This is a genomic window from Nocardia sp. NBC_01730, from assembly GCF_035920445.1.
GTDB lineage: Bacteria > Actinomycetota > Actinomycetes > Mycobacteriales > Mycobacteriaceae > Nocardia.
Genome location: NZ_CP109162.1, coordinates 6,874,743 through 6,895,930, shown reverse-complemented (window position 1 = coordinate 6,895,930; position 21,188 = coordinate 6,874,743). Strand labels below are relative to the sequence as shown.

The following is a 21,188-nucleotide window of genomic DNA, read 5'->3' as shown; positions in this document are numbered from 1 at the left end:
CTATCGGCCAAGCAGGGATACCACCTCGTCGAACGACGCCCCGCCCAGAATCGCGGTCACCGGCAGATCGCGCTTCAGATCCGACTCGATGCGTTTGCGCAAGTCCAGGGCCTGCAACGAGTCCAGTCCGAGGGCGACCAGCGGTGTCGACCCGTCGATGGCCTCCGACATGTCCATGCCCATCACCGCGCGAAGCGCGATGCGCACCGTTTCGGCGGTGTCGGTCGCCACCGTGACAGCGGAGGCCGCGGGCTCGGCGGGTGCGGCAGCTTCCAGGGTTCGCACCGCGACCGGGTCGGTCGGGACGGCAACCGGCGGGGCTTCGAACTCCAACTTGCCGAACAGCGGGCCGAACCCGAAGATGCTGAAGATCGCTTCGATCCGGTCCCAATCCGCAGTGGCCACGATGACGTTCTCGGCCCGAGTGGTGAACCCGGCCATGATCGCGCCGGCCGGATCCATCGGTACCAGGCCGCTTCCGCTGATCCGGTCGCGCACGTCCTGCCGGCTCATGCCGATCTCACGCCACAGCCCCCACTGCACCGACGTGCACGCGATGCCCCGGCTGCGGTACTGCGCGGCCGCGGCGTCGAGCATCCGGTTGACCGCCGAGTACAGCATGTGCCCGCGGCCTCCGATGGTCGCCGACAGCGACGAGCACAACATGATGCGGCCTTCGGCCGCGAGCGGGAAGTGCCGGACCAGCAGGTCGAGAGCGAGGGCTTTCGGGGCAGCGGCGGCGCGCACCGAATCCGGACCGACCTCTGCGGCCGCGGCGTAGTCGACCGCAGCGTGCACGATCAGATCCGCGGGCGTTTCACGGTATTCGGCGGCGAGTGTGCGCACAGCGGATTCGTCGGTCACGTCACACGACCGGACGACCACCTCGGTTCGGCCGAGTCCCCTGATCCGGTGGATCCGTTCAGCGGCTGAATCCGAGCCACCCGACCTGCTGATCAGGGTGATACGTCCGGCTCCGCCCCGCGCGAACTGCTCGCAGAAGTCGAGTCCGACTTCCCCCGTTCCGCCCACGATCACAACCTCACGCAGATCCGCGCCGCGCAACGGCCGGTCATCCGAAATAGGTTTGACGACAAGACGTTTAGCGTAAATACCACCGTCGCGCACCGCCAGTTCCGGCTCTTCGGCAACGTGGATCGCACCGGCAATCGCCTTTGCCGCCGCGGAAAGCGCTTCTCCCGGGGCCAGATCCAGATGTCGGAAGCCGACACCGATGTGCTCGGGCGCCAGGCAACGGAATCCGGCCTGTGCCGCCGCGTGGAACAGGTTCGGCACATCCGTGTCGAGCACCTGCTCGCCGCCGATGGTCACCAGCCACACGTCGCGCACGCCGTCGAGTTCCGGCAACCAGCCATCACTACCGAGGAACCCGGCCAGATCCGCTACCGCCGAATCGATGTCGGCGCCGGCTTGCTCTGGCAGCAAGACCACAACAGTGTCCACAACCGCACCGGTGCGGTTCGACATGGCGGCCAGGTCGATGACCGTCGCCCCCTGGCGCGGCGCGGCCTCCTGGATCGCGGACACCAGGTCACCACTGCGACCGGTGGGGTCGACCACCGCGACCGTCCGGGGCGGAACCACCGCCCGCCGACCGAGTCGCTCCCACACCTCGACAAGTGGGCGCACGGGTACCGTCTCGGCGACGGATTCCACCGCAGCCACGTCGGCCACCTGCGCCGGGTAGTCGAACGGCGCCCACAGATGTCTCGAGTTCATCTGGGTGTTCGGAAAGTCGAGCAGCGGAAGACACCCAGCGGCGCTCGATTCCGCGCGCAAAGCGGACCATCCGTAATCGAGGTCGTGCACGGCGGCGACCGCCAGATTCCTGGTGAACTCGCGAAGATCCTCGGCGGTGCGCCGTGACGTGCCGATCATCTGGAAATCGCGCGGTGTGCTGACCGTGCTCAGGTTCTCCATGATCGCGAGCATGAGCGCAGGATGATCGGCGATCTCGATGAAGGTGTCGACTCCTTGCGCCACAGCTTCGAGAATTGCCAGGTCGAATCGAACCCTGTTGCGTAGATTCCAGAACCAGTAGTCGCCGATCGGGAAGTCGGCGGAGATCGGCGCGCCGAGCGTCGCTCCGATACAGGGAATCTCGGTCTCGGCGAACACGGGATGGTCGAGTTCGTCGGCCAGGCCGTCGCAGAGTTCGCGGCGGAACTTGCTCACGATCGAAGTGTGCGCCGGGTAGGCGACGCGAATCTCTTTGGCGAACTTGCCCTCTTCGGTCAGCGTGGCGATGACATCGGACACCAGCGACAGCTCACCGGAGATGGCGATCACATGCGCCGAATTGACCACCGACAGTTCTGCCCAGCCCGACTTCCGCGCCAGGAGTGCTTCGCATTCCTCCCGGTCCACCCCGACGACCGCCATAGAGTACCGGCCTTCCAGACCTTGCTCATGGCAGATGGTTCCGACCAGGTTGGCCCGTAGCGTCACCACGCGCACACCATCGGCCAGCGACATGATGCCCGACACGCACGCGGCCGCGATCTCGCCCTGCGAGTGCCCGATGGTCACCGCGGGTTCGACACCCGCGGCTCGCCACATCGCCGCCAGGCCGATCATCTGCATGAACAGCGCAGGCTGGACGATCTTGACATCATCGGCCAGGTCGTCGTCGCCGAGCAGATATGACCGTGGCGATATCTCGAACAGCTTCTGGAAGATCACTTCGCACTCGTCCACGGCAGCCCGGAAGACCGGCGAATGCTCGTAGTACAGAGTTCCCATGCCGGGACGCTGGCTGCCCTGGCCAGGGAATACGTAGCCGACGCGGCGTGGACCGGCTGGCTTCGCGTTGGCCACAACGGCCGGATGCACACCGCCGGAAGCGATCGCCCGCAGTGCGTCCAACAGATCGTCGCGGCCGATCACCATGGCCAATGCGCGATGCCGACGGGCGACCCTGGTGCGGAAGATCATGTCGGCGACCTGATCCGGCGTCACCGCGGGTCGGCTCTCGAGATAGCCCAGCAAGGCGGTGGCCTCGCGGCGCAACGAATCGGCGGTGTCCGAGGACAGCAGCACCGGAATGCGACCGTCCGGAAGTCGATAGCTAGACATGGATATCCTCCAGAACGGGCATGCTCACGATCGCGTGTGCGTTGGTGCCTGCCACGCCGAAAGACGAGACCGCTCCGTAACGAACGCCGTCCCGGGGCGCCCAGTACTCGAGCTTCTCGGCCAGACGCACGCTCGACGAATCCCAATCCACCTTTCTGCTGGGATTGTCCGCGAATCTGGTCGGCGGGATGTGTCCGTGCAGACCACTGAGCAGCACCTTGATCAGGCCGAGCAGGCCGGCGGCGGCTTGTGCGTGGCCGAGGTTCGACTTGACCGAGCCGAGCAGCGGACCGTCGCCGGTCGGGTGCACGGCAGCACCGTAGATATGTTGCAGCGCAGCCAGTTCGATCGGGTCACCGACCGCGGTACCGGTGCCGTGGCCCTCGATCATCTTGATCAGTGCCGGCTCGATACCGGCGGCGGCGACGGTCTTTCGGATCAGTCGTTCCTGTGCCGCGGTACTCGGGACCGCGATCGGCGCGCCTTTGCCGTTGTGGTTGACCTGGGTACCCAGGATACGGCCGTACACCCGATGCCCCATCCGCCGGGCCCGCGACTCCCGCTCCAGCACAACCACTCCGGCCCCCTCGCCCCAGAGCGTGCCGTTCGCGTCATCGGAGTACGGTCTGCACTGCCCGTCGGCGGACAGCGCGTTGGCCTTCGAGAACTCGAAGAACCCGGCGGGCGAGCCGAGTACACACACCGCACCGGCCAGCGCCCATTCGCAGTCCCCTGCCCGAATCGCGGAGGCAGCCAGGTGCACCGCGGTCAATGACGACGCACACGCGGTATCCACGCTGATCGTCGGCCCGACGAGCCCGAGGCAATGGGAGATCCGGCCCGACACCGCGCCGGAAGCGGAGCCGGTCGCTCGGTAGCCGCTGTACTCGTTCACCTCGGCCCCGCGCGGGCCGTACTCGGTGTACGACACGCCCATATAGCAACCGCCGTCGTCACCGTCCAGCATCGCAGGGTTGATACCAGCGTTCTCCAGAGCACGCCATGCGACCCGCATCGCGACGCGCTGCTGGGGATCCATCGCGACCGCCTCGCGTGGTGTGATGCCGAAGAACATCGGGTCGAATTCGCCTGCGCCGTCGAGGAAGCCTCCGGCATCGGAGACCTGGCTCCAGCCCTCCACCTGTGACAGCGAGAGGAGCCGGTCGATCGGCCAAGCACGGTTCCGAGGAAAGGGCCCGGTCAGGTCACGCGATTCGGCGAGCGCGGTCCAATAGCCCGGCAGGCTGTCGATACCGCCGGGTGCCTCCACCGCCATGCCCGCGATGACGACCGGATCCGCTGCGCTGTCCGCCGCACTCATCGGCCCACCACCTGAACCGGTTCAGCGGAAAGGATTTCCGTGATGTCGGGCACGCGGTCGTACAGATAGAAATGCCCGCCGTCGAACATCGTCACCTCGAGCGACTGCTCGGTGTGCTGCTGCCAGGCGTACAGATGGCCGACCCCGACGAATTCGTCGTCGCTGCCGCCCATCGCGTGGATTCTGGTGCGCAGCTGGATATCTTCGGCGCAAACGTACCGATCGAAGGCGCGGTAGTCCGCTTTCAACGCGGGCAACGCCATGCGCATGAGCTCCCGGTTGCCGAGAACGTCGCCGCCGGTCCCGTCCAGTCCGTCGAGGTGGTCGAGCAGTTCCTCGTCCTCGGTCGGATGCGGTGGCATGTCGGCTACCTGCCATGGCGCCACGGCGCCGGACACGCCGAGCAGCCGGACCGGCACTCCTGCGGCCTCGGCACGCCTGGCGAACTCGAACGCGACCATCGTGCCCATGCTGTGGCCGAAGATGGTGATGGGAACGCCGCGGTTGAACGGCGACCGGGCGAATTCGTCGAATGCGCCGGCCGCGATGCCCTCGATGGTCTCCTCGGCGGGTTCGCGGACTCGATCCTGCCGCCCCGGGTACTGGAACAGAATGACGTCGAAATTCTCGCTGAGCCCTTTGGAGAAAGGCCGGTACGTCGATGCGCCGCCGCCCGCATGCGGGCAGATCAGCAACGGCGGGTTTTCCGCGGAACGCGGTTTGTGGAACTTCCGGATCCATCCGGGTGTAGATGCCATGAGCTAACTCCTGTCCAACTCCACGTTCACTGCCACATCCGCCGCATCACCAACATGCCGAGGTCTTCCTCGTCGATGACCAGCACGTCGCCGACCAGGCGGTCGGGATCCTCGGCGATGGCGAACAGTGTGTTGTGGAAGGCGGTTTCGATGATTTCGGCCTCGACCGCGTCGAACGAGTCCTCGGCGTAGAAGACGACGGCCTGTACGGCATCAGCGGGCAATAGCGAATTCGCGGGAAAGATCATCACCAGCAGCGCGTTGTCGGTGGCGCCACCACCTTCGAAGGAAACCAGCTCGAGCTGCTGTTCGCCCAGCAGCCGAGCTAATTCCTCCCGCCCCGGCGGATAGGACTGGAACACGAACATGCTGTCGAAGAGCCTTCGAGCGCCGGAGGCCCGGATCGCCGAGGTGAGGCGGTACTGGTGGAACTCCATGAGCTCCACGCGCCTGCGTTGAATTCTCGCGAGGTGTGCGCGCCAGGACTCATCCTCCCGAAACCCGATGGCTACCGGGAGGGTGTTGGCGAAGCAGCCGATGGCGTTGTCGACATCGTCGAGGTCGGCAGGCCTGCCCGACACCACCTCGCCGAAGACCGCCGAATCCTCGCCGGTCACGTGGCGGAGGACATTCGCCCACGCCAGTTGGCACACGACGCTGAACGTCGTGCCCAGTTCCGATGCGAGGCCGGTGAGCTTATCGACCACCGTGGCGTCGATCGGGGCAGACCTTCCGGTAGGTATGCCCGCACTGCCCGGCACGCGATTCGGCGCCACGACGCAGGGCCGCACGCCCGCCAGATAGTCGGACCACGCCGCTTCGGTGGCCGCCGCACGGTCCTGAGTCATCCGCAGGAAGTTCGCGAAGGTCTCCGGATTGCCGAGCGGCCGCGCGCCGGGGTGGGCGTACTCGGCGAAGATCTCCCTGGGCAGCAGTTGCCCCGACCATCCGTCGGTGAGCAGATGATGCGATGTCAGCACCAGCATGTGCACCTCGTCGGGCAGATGGATCACCGTCGCTCTGCTCAGCGAACCGAGGGCCAGATCGAACTGCTCGGCCTGATCCGCGAGCAGATACTCGTACAGCGGGTCCGGCGCATCCGGCAGTTCGGTGACATCGACCTCCCTGATGCCGATCGTCACCTGGTCGGCCACGATGGCATACGGCTGCCCGGAGTGCGACACCGAAACGGCAATGCGCAGGTTCGGATACCGGTTCAGCACGGTGTCGATCGAATGCGCCAGGCGAGTGATGTCGAGATCGCCACGGACGCCGATCATCGTCTGAACATTGTAGAAGTCTTTTCCCACGGCACCGAGCGCGGTGAAGTACAAACCGGCCTGCATCGGCGCCAGCGGATGGACATCGGTGTATGGACCGTACAGCGTCTGCCATCGGTCCAGATCCAGCTGCGTCACCTCTCGTGCCAGCACATCACTCGGTGTGAGCCGACGAACGGGGTTGTCGCGCACCGTCTTCGCGAAGTCACGCAACGCACCCGTCCAGAGATCGGCGAATTCGTCTACATCGGCGGCGGTCAGCGGGCCGTCCGGAAACCGGAACGAGGCGTGCAGAACGGGTGTGTCGTACTCGGTCAACGTCACGGTGTTGATGTCGAGCAGAGCTGCCGCGGGCATGGATTCACCCGCATGCCCACCGAGATAGCCGAACTCCGGTGCGGCGGCCCACGTCTGCACAGTGCCCTGCGATCCAGTGCGGACGAAGCGGCCCATGTAGTTGAACGAGAGCTGGGGGGATCGACTCTGCTCCAGTACCTTCCGGGTGTCGTCGCCGAGCCAGCGCAGCACTCCCCAGCCGATGCCGGAGTCCGGCACCGCGAGCAGTTGTTCCTTGACCGCCTTGACCGCGCTGACCATGTCGAGCTCGTCGGTTCGTCCCCCTTCGACATCGAGCTCGACCGGGTAGGCACTGGTGAACCACCCGACCGTATTCGCTAAATCAACACCGCTGAACAGGGTTTCGGCACGACCGTGCCGCTCCATGGTGCACGACACCGTCGCGACGTCCCGGTCCCGGGCGCGCCGGAACCGATGGGTGGCCACAGCCAGCGCCGCCACCTGAATGTCGAGGAAGTCGCACCCGAATGCCTGTGCGGCGGTGGTCATCAGGAATTTGGTGTCCTCGGCGTCCAGCTCCGCGGTCACTTCGCACAGCGCGCCCACGGTATCGATGGCTGGGTCGAAGCCGCGGCTGCCGAGCAGCGGGTCGGCGCTCTCGGCGATCGACTGCCAGAACGGCAGCGAGTCGACCACCGCGTCCGTGTGGGCGAGGCGGGCGAGATTCGTGTTCCAGGTCTGCACCGAGGTGCCCGCATCATCGGCCGAATGCGACTCGTGGTCCCACAGCTGCCGCAGGTCATCGTGGATGATGCGCCAGGAAACCCCGTCCACCACCAGATGGTGCAGCACCAGCAGCAGGCGCCCGGCCGACTTGTCTTCGGTGTGCACCCAAACCGCACCGAGCATGCGGCCCGCGGCCGGGTCGAGCGATTCGCTGACCTGACGCAACTGTTCGCGCAGCACCTCCGGTGCCGTGCGCTCCCAGGCAGCCCGCTCGATACCGATCTCGGCGAGCGACGGATAAGTGAAAGGCTCGTCGGACCCCGGTACGTAGTAGGAGGTTCGGCCGTCCGGACCCACCGCGATACGGGCCCGGAGCAGCGGGTGCTTGTCGACGATCTTCTCGACCACCGTTTCCAGACGCTCGAACGAGCAGTGCGCCGGCGTCACCACGGCCGTCGCCTGGGTGTAGGCGGAATAGTCGGCGGCCTGCTCGATCAGCTGGGTGGCGATCGGACCGAGCGGGATCCACCCGGTGCCGTCACCGGATTCCACCAGCGTAGGGGCGGTCGCCTCAGCCATCGGCTCGGTCGCGGCGGCGATCAGCGCTATGGTGCGGGCCTCGAACAGTGCGCTGGTGGTGATGAGCAGATCGCGCTTTTTCAACGCTGAAGCCATCCGGATCGCGCTGATGGAATCGCCCCCGAGCGCGAGAAAGTCGTCGTCGGCGGCCAGCTCGGTGGTTTCCGGGATGCCGAGGACCTGTCGGACCACGTCGGCCACCGCGTGCTCAGCAGCATCGCGCAGCGCCCGGCCGCGTCCGGTGCTGCCACCCAGATCCGGCGCAGGAAGCGCCTTCCGGTCCAGCTTTCCGTTCGCGGTGAGCGGCAGCGCCGCCAATCTCACCAGGGCTGAAGGAATCATGTAGTCGGGCAGCAGCCGCGCGAGATGTGTTTGGATCTGCCCGGCGTTGTCCGCGTCGGAGCCGGCCTCGTACGCCGAACCAGGTTCGGCCACGTAGTAGGCGACGAGCGTCGCGTCGGAGTCCCGCTTGACCGCAATCGCCGCGGCGGAGACGATGCCGGGCAGCTGGCGCAGTACCGAACCGACCTCGCCCAGCTCGATCCGGTGACCGCGGATCTTGACCTGATCGTCGACCCGGCCCAGGTATTCCAGACTGCCGCTGGGGTGCCAGCGCACGATGTCACCGGTGCGGTACATCCGCGCGCCGGGCTCTCCGGAGAACGGGCAGGCCACGAACGTCGCCGCGCTCAGCCCGGCCCTGCGGTGGTAGCCCTGCGCGAGTTGCGCGCCGCCCAGATACAGCTCGCCGGTGACGCCGATCGACACCTGCCGCAACTGTTCGTCGAGTACGTACACCGCCGAATTCGATTCCGGTACACCGATGAGTGCGGAGCGGAATTCCTCCGGCGCGGCCAGCGGGCCCGCGAAGTCCTCGTGGGTGAGGTCCATCGCCGCCTCGGTCGGGCCGTAGAGCCCGAGAACAGTACCGCCGAATACGCGGCCGGCTTCCTCGACCAGCGGCGGTGGAACCGCCTCGCCACCGAGGTAGACGAAGCGCATCGAGCGCAGCCGCGCCGGATCCGGCCCGGCATCGAGGAACGCGCGCACCACGCTGGGCACCAACGACAGCTGGGTGATCCGGTGCCGGTCGATGATGTCGGCCAGCGCCACTACATCCGCCTGCCACCAATCCGGCGGCGGCAGCACCGTCGCCGAGCCGGTGCACAGTGCGTTCACCAGCTCGAAGACCGACACGTCGAAGCCGATCGGCGCCTTCTGCAGAATCCGCTCCGCCCCGAAACCCAGCTGGTCCCGCATCCACTGGACATGGTTGGCGACCGCGCGGTGCTGGATCACAACGCCCTTGGGGCGCCCCGTGGTTCCGGACGTGTAGAGCAGATAGGCGGCGTCGAGCGGATGGAGCGGCCGGGCGAGCTCGTCGCGCCGGACCGGCGAACCATCCAGCCGGGCGAGATGATCGGCCACCCGCGGATCGTCGAGGTCAACCACCTCGATCTCGGTGACGATGTCGTGCTCCGGCGACCGCGCCGCGGCAACCGACCGGACCAGCAGGGCGGGTTCCGCGTCGCCCAGCATGAACTGGATGCGGTCGGCGGGATAGCTCGGGTCGATGGGGACATACACCGCGCCGACCCGGAGCACCGCGGCGAACACGACGGGCAGCCGCTCGCTGCGTTCGGCGAACACACCGACTCGATCGCCGGAGCGCACGCCCTGCTCGATCAGCAGGCGGGCGAATCTGTTGACCCGGGAATCGAATTCGGTGTAGCTCAGCTCGATATCACCGAACACCACCGCGACCCGATCCGGGTGAGCACGCGACGAGTCCCGGATCATGGCGTCGACCGTCGCCGGTTCGACCGGCACGATGGGGCCACGCGACCAGGTCTGGAGCGCGGCGCGGTCGCCGGCGGAGAGCACGAGCAAGTCGTCCACTCGACCGCGCGCGGCCGCGTTCGCCAGGGTCTGGTCGATGTAAGCGTGCAGCCGTGCGATCGTCGCGGCGTCGAACAAGTCGGTCCGATAGGTGATCTGTACATCGACCCGGTCGGCGTGCATGAAGACCTCGACCGCGATCGGCAGCAGCGACGCCCCGTGGTCGGCCAGCTGCCAGCGGGTGACAGCGCCGGGCAGCTGCGGTCCGTCGATCTTCTGGTGCAGGAAAAGCACCATGGTGTCGAACAGTTTGGAGCCGATGTTTCGGGTCGCGCGGTTCACCGCGCGGACAATGCCCTCTTGCGGAAAGTGCTTGTGCCGGAATGCCTCCGTGGTCACCGTACGCACCTGCTCCACCAGATCGGTGAAGGTGTCGGCGCCGCCGCCGGTGATGCGCAGCGGGAGCATATTGCTGAAATTGCCGATCAGCAACTCCATGCCGGACTCTTCGCGGTTGGCGACCGTCGTGCCGATGACCACGTCCGACTGGCCGGTGATCTGCCGCAGCGCAAGGTAATAGGCGGCCAGGAAGACCGCGAACGGCGTCGCGCGCAGTTCCGTGCTCAGACTGCGCAGATTCGCATCCGCCGCCCGGCCGAGCGGACGGTCCAGGCGGGTGCCGCGCTCGGTGACCGTCACGGGTCGCCGATTGTACGGCAGGTGCAGTTCGGGCACCTCGCCGTCGAACCGCCCCGCCCAGAACTCGATCTCGGCCGCGTGGTCCTGGGAGCTGAACCGGTCCTGCTCCCATTCGGCGAAGTCGGCGACCTGCAGGCGCAGCGGCTCGACCTGGACCGCGCCGACGAGCGCCGCGCGGTAGAACCGCTCGACATCCTTCGACAGTGCGGGCAGGGTCATACCGTCCCAAGCGATGTGCTGGATGACCACCACCACGACGAGCCTGCGCGCGTCGATTCGGACGAAACTCAGCCGCATAGACGATTCGTTCGACAGGTCGAATGTCTCGTGGGCGGCGTCCTCGACCAGGGCGGCCAGGCGCTGTTCCGCCGTGGCGACATCCACGGCGGTCAGGTCGACCTCGGTCACCCGCGGCGGCAGATCGGCGTGGATGAGCTGGTAGGGATTGCCCTGGTCGTCGTTGTGGTACGTGGTGCGCAAGACCTCGTGCCGCTGTACCAACGCCAGAAAGGACTGTCGCAAAGCGTCATCGACGACGTCGCCATCGAAGGTGAGCGCCAGGCAGAGGTTGTAGGCCGTGCTGTTCGGCGAGATCTGCTGGTGGGCCCACACATAGCGTTGACCGAAGGACAGCGCCGCGCGGGTCGGGTCCCGACGCACCGGCGCCGTCGCAGGGGCGGCCAACCCCTCCTGCGCGAGCCTGGCCCGCATCGCCTCTTGTAGGTCTTCCAGCGACTTCATCTAACTCGAACCAATCTTTGTACATCGAAAACTCCCGGGCGGACAGCGTGTTCCCGGGTCAGACCGCCGCCGGTTCCGGAATGGTCACCTCGGCGAGTTCGAGCAGAATCCGGCAGACCTGGGTCAGCCGGGAGGGCGTCTGCTCCGCCGCCGACAGCGCGGCACTGATCCGGCGCACGGTCCGGCCTTCGAGCACACTGGTAACACCGAACCCAGATACGGCGAGCAGACCGCGGATCTTCGCGGTCAGCGTGGTCGCGAGGATCGAGTTGCCGCCGATTTCGAAGAAGTCCGTGTCGACTCCGACTTTGTCGAGTCCGAGCACCTGGGCGGCGATGTACTCGACGGCCGCTTCGACCTCGTCGGCCGGAGGCACGTAACAGGTGCCTGCATCGGTGTCGCCCGAGGCGAGCAGTCTGCGGATGGCGGAACGATCGAGTTTGCCGTTGCCGGTGAGCGGGATATCGCCCAAAACCTCGATGAACTCGGGAATCATGTAGGCGGGCAAGAGGTCCCGCAATTCGTCACCGATCCGATCGGTGTCGATCGGACGGTATGCGGTCACCGCCACCGCCAGCCGGGCCGATTCGGTGATTACTGCGACGGCCTCTCGAATATCCGGCAGCGCGGTCAACGCCGACTCGACCTCCCCCAGTTCGACACGGTAGCCACGAATCTTGACCTGGTGGTCGGCGCGGCCGAGGAAGTCGACGGTGCCGTCCGGCAGGTAGCGCGCCAAGTCGCCGGTCCGGTACCACCGCACACCGTCGACTTCGACGAACTGATCGGCTGTCCGCGCAGAATCGCCCCGGTAACCGGCGGCGACACCGGCCCCGCCGATCCACAGTTCGCCGAGAACCCAGTCCGGACAGTCCTCGCCGCGCTCGTTGACCACACGCAGCCGAACATTGGCCAGTGGAGTGCCGTAGGGAACGTTCGCCCACTTGGCCGAAAAGTCGTCGGTGACCTCGCACACCGTGGAGTGGATCGCTGTCTCGGTGGTGCCGCCGAGCCCGACAAAGCGCAGTCCGGGTACCAGCTGCCGCATCCGCTGTCCGAGCTGGGTTTTCACCCGGTCACCGCCGGTCAGCACCAATCGCAGCGACGAAAGCTGCTCCGCCGTTGCGATATCGAGCAGCATGCCGATCAGTCCTGGCGCGCAGTTGATCACGCTGACCCGGGTGTCCGCGATCAGCGAGGCCCACGCCGCCGCGTCTCGATCGATCTCCTCGTCGACGCAGACCAGCGCACCACCCAGCGACAGCGGGCCGAAGATGTCCAACACCGAGAGGTCGAAACTCAGGGCGGACAACCCGATGAACCGGTCTTCCGCGCCGATCGCGAACCGCGTCGCGATCGCATCGATGGTATTGGCGGCGGCGCGGTGGCTTACCTCGACGCCCTTCGGCTCGCCGGTGGAGCCGGAGGTGAACAAAAGGTAGGCGTGCGCATTCGGTGCCGGACTGTGCGCACGATCGAGCCGCGGCCCGGTCAGCGCGTTGGCCGGCACGACGCGGGTCAGCTGCTCCGGGAGTTCGTCCGGCCCCTCGGTAATGACGACTCGCACGCCACCGCGTTCCAGAATCCGATCCCGGCGAGCCTGCGGCTGATCAGTGCTGATCGGCAGATAGGTCGCGCCCGCCGCGAGCACCCCCAGCACGGACGGAATCTGCCGGTGCCCCTTCGGCACGATGACCGCCACCGTGTCACCCGGGCGAACCCCGGCCTCGACAAGCGCGTGTGCCACCGCCAGCGCCTGATCCGACAGCTCGCCGTAGCTGGTCGCGCCGCCCTGTCGCCACAGCAGCGCGACCCGCTCCGGATGCTGTTGTGCGAGCGCGAAGAAAGCGTCGTGCAGGTTTCGCTCGCCCAATTCCGCTTCGGTGTCGTTCACCGCGGCACGCACCGCGCGTTGCTCTTCCGGCAAGGCGACCGCCAGATCCGCGGACCAGTCGGCATCCGGCTGGATGAGAGTTTCAAGGGTGCGGCGGAATTCGGCGAACATCGTCTCGGCGACACCCGCGGGGAGCGCGTCGCGCCGGATGTCCCAGTTGACCAGGAGCCCGCCGGCAAGCTCGACAACCTGCGCGTCCACATCGACCTGCGGCCCCTGCGACAGTATCCAGACCGGATCACCGAAGACACGGGTGACCCGCTCGGCGAACAACTCACCGAGATCGAGTCCGGAGGTGAAGACCACCGAGGGGGTCACCGGTCCGCCGCGCAGCCGGCCCAGATCGCGCAGCACGTCCAAGCCCTCGTAGGTGGAGTGCGCTGCGCAGGTGTGCAGTTCGCGCTGCAGCCGCTTGGCCCTGGCCACCATCGACTCCGCTTCGCGCGCGTCGACATCCACCAGCACCGAGTTGGTGAAATCGCCGACCACCCGATCGATGTCGTCATGCAGCGGTTCCCGCGCGAACAGCGGCAGGTTGAGCAGGAACCGCTGGTGCGCCGACCAGCGCGCGACCACCTCGCTGAACACCGTGGCCAGGGCCACCGCGGGGGTAACGCCGTTGCCGTGCGCGTTCTTGTACAGCCGGGCCTTCGCGGTGGCGTCGAACCAGTGGTGCAGGCGGATGCTGCGGGCAGGGTCGCGGCGCTCGCTCTCGGGAACCACCGGCAGCGTCGGAGTGTCGGGTAGCGTGAGAATCTTGTTCTCCCACCACTTCTCGTCCTCGGAGTTGTCCGGCGCGGCGCGCTTCTCGGCAGCGAGGTAGTCCCGGAAGGTGAACCCGATGGGACCGAGCGAGTCGTCGTCAGATTCGTACAGCGCGGCGAGATCGTCGAGAATCCGGCGGTAGCTCTGCGCATCCGCGGCGACCATGTCGACGTCGAGATGCAGCCGGTGTCCGCCGTCCGGAAGCAGGGTGACGGCGATATCCACCACCTGCCCGGCCGACACGTCCATGCGCTGATGGCTTTTGTCCTGGCGGATCCGCTCGAGTTCGGCGGCCACCGCGGTGGTGTCGGATTCCGCCCTCAGATCAGTGGCGTGGTAGACCGGAACCAGCGGCTCGGGCAGAATCCGCTGGGTGCCGCTGTCGAGGAACTGGGCCCGCAGCATCTCGTGTCTGCGAACCAGGCGGTCCACCGCCCGCCGCATCCGCTCCGCGTCCAATCCACAGCCATCGAATTCGACGTACAGATGGGCCGCGACACCACCAAGACGCTGATCCTGTCTTCGGCCGACCCAGTAGGCGTGCTGCATAGTAGCCAGCTCGAATTCGTCGGAGCAGGAGGCCTCTTCGGCGATGATGGCCTGCTGCGGAACGGCATCCGGGGCCACCCGACCACCAGCCAGCAGCTCCGTCCACGCGGCAATGGTCGGCTGGAGCGCCAGGCTGGAGCTGCGCACCTCGTAGCCCTGCTTACGCCAAGTGGCCGCGAGACGCATGAGCTTCATCGAGTGCATACCCAAGCCGACGAGATCGTCGTCGTAGTCGATCGTTTCAGGCGCTACGCCGAGATCCGCCGCCACCATGTCGCGAACTTCAGCCTTGTCGAGCATGGAACTCCTCACAACCAGCCTTGCAAGATATAAAGGCTAGCCTTGCCTAACCCGCATGCATCGTAACTCAAAACCTGACCCGAGAGGCAGAATGTGGTTTGGCTTACCTATCTTCAGAATGTCGACCGCCACCCGTACCCGAACCATCAAGGGCGGGCGGCAACCAGTCGGTCTTCGACGAAGCCGGACAACACATCCGACCAGCGGGAGATACGAGCATCGGCCTCGGCGTCGTCGAGTACGGCAGAGTTGATATCGAATTGGGCCACCAGGGAGGGCCGGTTGCCGCGGGGGATCACCACCGTAGAAATTTCGGCGGTGAAACGTTGAGGGAGATCGGGATGGGGCGCGATGCCGAATTCCGCAGTGAAATCCGACATCGGAACCGGCACCCATGGACCGTCGCCGGACTGCAGCACGTCGAATCGACCGAGGTGGTTCACGCGCAGCTGACCGCGAGCATCGAGCGTGCGATCGGTCAGAAACGGCCGACCCTGCCGCGCTGTCCAGTTCTGCGCATGGGCGAGCAGTACCAGGATCGTCTCTTCTATGTTGAACCAGCCCACTCTGCGGGTGTCGTCTTCCGCGGAACGACCGTGTGACTCCCTTGTCACCGCGACGCGGCCGGTGTCGTCAACGCTGTCGTGGAAGGTGAGCACGCAAGCCATGATGAGCACGTCCTCCAACGGCACCTCGGTGTCCGCACAGCGCGCGAGCAGGTACTCGGTGCGGTCGGGACCGAGTTCCACCACCCGTTGGATCGCATTGCCCGCGCGATCGGTGGCAGGGTCGGTGAACCGCCCGCCGATCGGAGCACCGAGGATCTCGGCTCCCGACGTCGGTGCGACAGTCGAGATGTCCTGCGTCAGTTCCTCGTTGATGGGACGCAAACCTCGGTCCAGCCGTCGCAGATCGTCGATGAGGACCAGCCAGGACACAACATCGACCGCGAGATGGTGGATCGACAGCAGCAGCCGCCGTGGCACCGGCCCGCGACCATTCGCCCCGTCACCGACAACCCCCTCCAACACGGTAGCGGCGATCATATGACCGGCTTCCGGATTCAGCCGCTCCACGGTGTCGCGCAGATGTTTCGCATTGTCCGTCGGATTTTCGGCGACAACGGATAACAGCGCCGCGGCGCTCGATGACTCCTCCACTACCAGCACGGGCCGGCCTTCCGCATCCGAATCCAGCCGGGACCGCAGCGTGGGATGCGCGGTAGCCAATGCCTCGAGTCGGTCGGCGATTTCGTCGACCGAAACACCGTCCGGCAACGAAATCACCTGGCTATGAGACAGATAGCGGAAGTTGCCATTGGCAATGATCTCGTGTGCAAGCGCCGCGAGTGGCAGAACCGTCCCCACGGGTGTCACCTCCGCCGCGGACTCACCGTGACCGAGTGGGCTGAGCTCATCGAGTCGGCGCGCAAGATCGCGGAGGTCCGCGGCGGCAAGGATGTCTTTCGCGGCGACGCGATAGCCGCTACCGCGTAGCCGGGAGACCAGATCCATGACCCCGATGCTGTCCACGCCCAGATCGACCAGAGTGTCCAGGATTCTGGCCCGACCGCAGTGGCCGGTGCCGGATTCGCCCATGGCAGCGATCAATCCGAGCAGGGCACGCTCGGTGTCGGTGGCCGGCTCCGCCACGGCGGTACCTGCGGCCTGTCCGGCCAGCAGCGCGGTGGCGGCGTGCACATCCAGTTTGTCGTTGCGGTTCAGCGGGATCTCGTCGACGTGCACGATCCGGCTCGGCACCAGGAATTGGGGCAGTCGCCGGGCCAGTTCCGAGCGGATCTCGGTGACCGAACGCTCGGCAACGACCAACGCGCCCAGCTTGGTTCGGCCGTTTTCGACAAACGCCAACGCCGCGGCGTGCCGCACGCCATCGAGCTCGCGGAGCACGACGGTCGCCTCGCCGGGTTCGACGCGATAACCGTTGATCTTGACCTGACTGTCGATCCGGCCCTCGTACACCACGGTCTGGTCCGCCACGCGGAGCACCAGATCGCCGGTGCGATAACGCCTTCCGGCCGAGCCCGCGACGAAGGCCGCCGCGGTGGCGCCCGGCCTCCCGAGATACCCGAGCGCGAGTTGCGCGCCCGACAGATACAGCTCGCCCTGACCGCCCGGCGGCACCGGGCGCAGACGATGGTCGAGCACTTCGGCGGTCATGCCGTCGAACGGGCGCCCGATCGTCGGTGCCGGATGGTCGTGCACATCGGCCATCAATGCTTCCACGGTGGTCTCCGTCGGACCGTAGAAGTTGATGACGCGGGTGGTGGGCAGCCCCTGCAACCGCTGCCAAGTATCCGAGCTGATCGCCTCGCCGCCGAGCGCGAGGACGGTCAGCGGGCAGTGCGGCGTGCCGTCTCGTTCGGTGAAAAGGCCCGCGACGATCAAGCGGCTCAACATCGATGGCGAAGTGTCGAAGATATCGATCCGGTGGCGCTCGATGGCGGCGACGATCTGCTCGGCATCAGTGCGCACCTTGTCGCCGAGCAGGACCACCGTGTGCCCGCTGAGCAATGCCACGGTCGGCTGCCACGCGGCATCGAAGCCGGTCGACCAGCCGTGCCCGACACGCAACGGACGACCGGTCCGCGCGGCCGCGGGTGCGAAGATCCGCCGCTCGTGGTTCGACCAGTGGTTGAGCAGCGCCCTATGGGGCACCGCGACGCCTTTCGGGCGGCCGGTGGTGCCGGAAGTGAATACCACATAGAAAGGCGTGTCCGAGGTCGCATGCGGTGCGTCGTGGGTGGCGGTGGGCTGGCCCGTCAAGCGGAGCCCACCCGCGTGATCCGGAATCGCATGTCGCACATCGATGCCCTGTTCACGCGCTCGGTCGAGCGCCTCGCCGAGAGATTCGTCGCCCAGCACGACACGGACCTCGGCCGAGCCGAGGATGTAGGCCAAACGGTCGGCGGGCGTGGCCGGATCGACATGGACGCAGAGTCCGCCTGCGTGGCCGATCGCGAACGGCGCGTGCAGCACTCGCCTGTCGCGCGGCAGCACAACCGCCACCGCATCGCCGCGCCGCAGCCCCGCGGCACGCAGACCCTCGGCCAAAGCCCGTACCGCCGAACCGAATTCGATAAACGACTGCTCCCCCGACTCGTCGATCACCGCGATCCGGTCGGCGGCACCGTCCGCCACGGCCAGCAGCGCTTCCTGGACGGTTGTCGGCATCGTCCCAGCCGTGGGCTCCCCCGTTCCGGCGAATGCCGGGTCCCACTCGAGGTCAGCGGAATCCGCATCCGCACCGGACCCGGGCCCGGGCAGGAACGACGGCGCGCCTTCGGACTTCAATGCCCGCCCCAGCACGGCGGTTTCGTCTTCGAGCAAAAGGTCCACATCACAGCAGCGGGCCACGTCGACGATCCGGCGCACCACGGCAAGCATCCTGCGCGCCAAGCGGTCCGGATCGAACCTGGTCACCAGATCGGGCCGGATCTCGACCCGAGTTATCAGCTCACCGTTCTCGATGACCGGTACCACCGCGAGGGGATAGTGGCTCGGCGAATCGATCCGGCGCGGCGTGAGCGTGGCGCCCGCACCTATCGGCATCTCGGCGGTGATCGACCCTATCGGGGTATTCTCGAACACCAGCAGCGTGTCGAAGAGCTGACCGGCACCGGCCTGCCGAGTGATCTCGGCGATGCCGAGGTATTCGTGTGGCCGCAACTGGGCGACGTCGCGCTGCAAGCGCGTGCCGAGATCTGCCGGTGACCGCTCATCGAGCCGCACCCGGACCGGAATGGTCGTCACGAGCGCGCCGACCAGGCGTTCCGCATTCGGCAGCGATGCGTCGCGGCCGGAGGTGGTCTGCCCGAACACCACGTCATCGCGTCCGGTCAGCCCGGAAAGCACACGCGCCCAGGCCATCTGGAGCACGGTGTTGATCGTGAGTCCGCGACCGCGGGCCCAGTTCGTCACCAGTTCGGTTTCCCCGCGGCCGAGTCGCGCTTCGCCGAGCGCGGGAATATCGGCCGGTGCGGGTGCGGCGATCATGGGCATCGGCGTCAGGTCCGCGAGTGCCGCGGTCCATGCGCGGATCGAGGCGGTGGTGTCTCGCGACGCCAGCCAGGCCGCGTGCTCGCGCAACGGCGGCGCGGACGGCAGTGTCGCGCCCTCGCCGCGGTGCAGCGCGATCAGATCGGCGAACAACAGCGGGATGGACCACCCATCGATGATGATGTGGTGTGCCGTGCAGATCATTTCGTACGCATGCTCACCCACGCGTGCGACAGTCACCCGGAACAGCGGGCCGCTGTCCAGATCGATGCGCCTGCGGCCCTCCTCCCGGTAGAGCTGCCCGGCGGCCGCGTCCGGATCGTCGGCTCGACGCAGATCGACCTCATGCCAGGCGATGCGCCCCGCCGAGGTCATGACCAGCACCGGGTGCGGAAGACCGTCGGCGAGCACCGCGCCGCCGAGCTGCGGGTAGCGGTCGAGCAAGTGGTCGAATGCCGTTCGCAGCGTGGACACCTCGGCCAGATTCTCGATCCGCACCACGAAGGTGACCAGGTACGGATCGACACCGTGCGACATCGTGCTGACTGAATACAACCCACGCTGCAAAGGCGACAGCGCGACGACGTCGAGGATTTCGGTGCTCACTCGGCGCCGAACTTCTTGCCGAGCGCGGCTAAGACGACCGGGTCGAGTCCCGACGCGCTCATCGGCGCGACCTGTGCCTCGACGGCCGCCGTGCCGGTCGCCGCGGTATCGCCTGCCTCGGTCAGCTGGGTGGCGAGTTCATGGATCGCGGGGAAGCCGAACACCGTCTGCACATCCAGCACATACCCACGCTCCCCGAGGTCGGTGACCAGGCGCAGCGCGGCAATGGAGTCGCCGCCCAGTGAGAAGAAGGTGTCCTCGCGGCCGATCTCATCGTCCTCGTCGAGGTCGAGTACCTTCCGGATCGCCTCCGCGACAACGAGTTCAGCCTCGGTCCGCGGCGCACCACCGAGTCCGGAGACACCCATCAGCGCGGGTGTCACCGCGGGCCGGGTGAACAGCGCGACGCCGGTTCGCTCGTCCCGTCCAGCGGCCCACGCCGAGCACAGCCGTTCGAGATGCCCGGCGAATTCGTCGATTTCGGGGTGACCCGCCAGGCGCGCCGAGAAATCGAGAGTCACCTTCGCGCCGTCGGCCTCGGTCGCGACGTCGACAACCAGATCCACGCCGAGCGGGCGAGCGGTATTCCGGATGATCTCGCGCGCCGTGTAGCCGCGCCCGGCGAGCTCGACCGGCCCGCCCGCGCGGACGCCGACCAGCACCTGGAACAGCGCCCCGGTCGCCACCGCGCCGGTGCCCTTCAGTTCATGGGTGAGCCGTTCGATCCGGGTCTGCGCATGCGTACGCGCCTGCGCCATACTCCTCGCGGCGGCCTCGACCAGCTCGCGTGGCGTGCCCGCAGGCGCCGAATCGAGCCGCAGCACCAGCTGATTGGCGAAGTTCCCGATCGCCGTCCCGGCGCCGGGAGCCGACCTGGCGGTATCGACGATGCCCACCGGAATGTCCGCACCCATCCCAGCGTCGCGCAATGCGCCGGCCAACAGTGCCGCGAACGCGGCGGCGGTGTCCTGACCGGCGACCAGCGCCGCGATGGTGTCGGGTGGGACGCGGAACACCCGCCGCGCAGCACCTTGCCGATCCGCGGATTCCCCAGCCGGGACGGCACGTTCGGGCAGCTCGGCCAGCCGGTCCAGCCAATAGGCCAGCGCCGGGTCAGTGGCCACGGTGGTCGCCAGCCCCTTCAACTGCTGCGCGACGAAACTCCGATACTGCGCCGCGGCAGGCTGGGCCCGCCCGTCGTCATAGGCCGCGAACAACTCAGTGGCCAGCAACTCGAGTGTTCGGCCATCGGCCGCCACCGGATGCACGGCGATCGAGACGACCGCGCGGTCCGGCAGCACATACCAGCGGATCCGAGTCGGAATCTCCCGTACTAGATCGAAGCGATGCTCCGCGTCCGCGTGCAGTGCGGCATCGAGTGCGGCATCACCGAGCCGGATGACCTCTACCGCCGACTCCGGCACCGGGACGACGCGCTGATAGGGAACGCGCCGATCATCCGGGAAGACGGTACGCAGGATTTCGTGCTCGGCCAGCAGTGCGACGGCGGCGTGGTCGAACGCACCCTCCTCGAGCTCGCCCGAGATCTCCAGCGCCAGAAACAGATTCGCGGCAGGCGTGCGCCGAAGACGTTCCGGAAGGAGTGCGGCCTGCTGCGCCAGCGACAGTGGCGCGCCGCGGTCACCAGTGATCTTGGTCGTGTTCTTGTTCCGCACGAGCGAATCTGGCATTGCGATCCTTCCGGGCACCGAAGCAGCCACT

Annotated in this window: 7 protein-coding genes; all 7 read right to left on the bottom strand. The window is 67.0% G+C overall.

The features are described from left to right. The 7 genes from nbtC to OHB12_RS28910 all read right to left on the bottom strand — a co-directional run bounded on the left by nbtC (position 1) and on the right by OHB12_RS28910 (position 21,157). Positions 1 to 3,096: a nocobactin polyketide synthase NbtC gene (gene nbtC, locus OHB12_RS28940; RefSeq protein WP_327112523.1), complete on the bottom strand. Its 3,096-nt coding sequence runs from the start codon at positions 3,094 to 3,096 to the stop codon at positions 1 to 3. Continuing rightward, positions 3,089 to 4,417 carry a beta-ketoacyl [acyl carrier protein] synthase domain-containing protein gene (locus OHB12_RS28935; RefSeq protein ID WP_327112521.1) on the bottom strand — a complete coding sequence of 443 codons (1,329 nt, stop codon included), beginning with the start codon at positions 4,415 to 4,417 and terminating at the stop codon, positions 3,089 to 3,091. The genes nbtC and OHB12_RS28935 overlap by 8 nt, the downstream gene beginning before the upstream one ends. Beyond that, on the bottom strand, positions 4,414 to 5,175 hold the full coding sequence (locus OHB12_RS28930; RefSeq protein WP_327112519.1) for a thioesterase II family protein: 762 nt from the start codon (positions 5,173 to 5,175) through the stop codon (positions 4,414 to 4,416). Before OHB12_RS28930 ends, OHB12_RS28935 begins: the two co-directional genes overlap by 4 nt. 26 nt (positions 5,176 to 5,201) lie before the next feature. Further along, positions 5,202 to 11,336: a non-ribosomal peptide synthetase gene (locus OHB12_RS28925; RefSeq protein WP_327112518.1), complete on the bottom strand. Its 6,135-nt coding sequence runs from the start codon at positions 11,334 to 11,336 to the stop codon at positions 5,202 to 5,204. A 58-nt stretch (positions 11,337 to 11,394) separates the two neighbouring features. Further along, positions 11,395 to 14,844: a non-ribosomal peptide synthetase gene (locus tag OHB12_RS28920; protein ID WP_327112516.1), complete on the bottom strand. Its 3,450-nt coding sequence runs from the start codon at positions 14,842 to 14,844 to the stop codon at positions 11,395 to 11,397. Positions 14,845 to 14,990: 146 nt separating this feature from the next. Continuing rightward, positions 14,991 to 19,466: a non-ribosomal peptide synthetase gene (locus OHB12_RS28915; RefSeq protein WP_327112514.1), complete on the bottom strand. Its 4,476-nt coding sequence runs from the start codon at positions 19,464 to 19,466 to the stop codon at positions 14,991 to 14,993. Further along, positions 19,463 to 21,157, bottom strand: a complete 1,695-nt coding sequence (locus OHB12_RS28910; protein ID WP_327112512.1) for a condensation domain-containing protein — start codon at positions 21,155 to 21,157, stop codon at positions 19,463 to 19,465. Before OHB12_RS28910 ends, OHB12_RS28915 begins: the two co-directional genes overlap by 4 nt. Positions 21,158 to 21,188 lie beyond the last annotated feature (31 nt).

Bases quoted from the DNA above. Each gene is read 5' to 3' on its own strand.
- OHB12_RS28930 (WP_327112519.1), bottom strand. From the start codon at position 5,175: ATGGCATCTACACCCGGATGGATCCGGAAGTTCCACAAACCGCGTTCC.
- OHB12_RS28910 (WP_327112512.1), bottom strand. From the start codon at position 21,157: ATGCCAGATTCGCTCGTGCGGAACAAGAACACGACCAAGATCACTGGT.
- OHB12_RS28925 (WP_327112518.1), bottom strand. From the start codon at position 11,336: ATGAAGTCGCTGGAAGACCTACAAGAGGCGATGCGGGCCAGGCTCGCG.
- OHB12_RS28920 (WP_327112516.1), bottom strand. From the start codon at position 14,844: ATGCTCGACAAGGCTGAAGTTCGCGACATGGTGGCGGCGGATCTCGGC.
- nbtC (WP_327112523.1), bottom strand. From the start codon at position 3,096: ATGTCTAGCTATCGACTTCCGGACGGTCGCATTCCGGTGCTGCTGTCC.
- OHB12_RS28935 (WP_327112521.1), bottom strand. From the start codon at position 4,417: ATGAGTGCGGCGGACAGCGCAGCGGATCCGGTCGTCATCGCGGGCATG.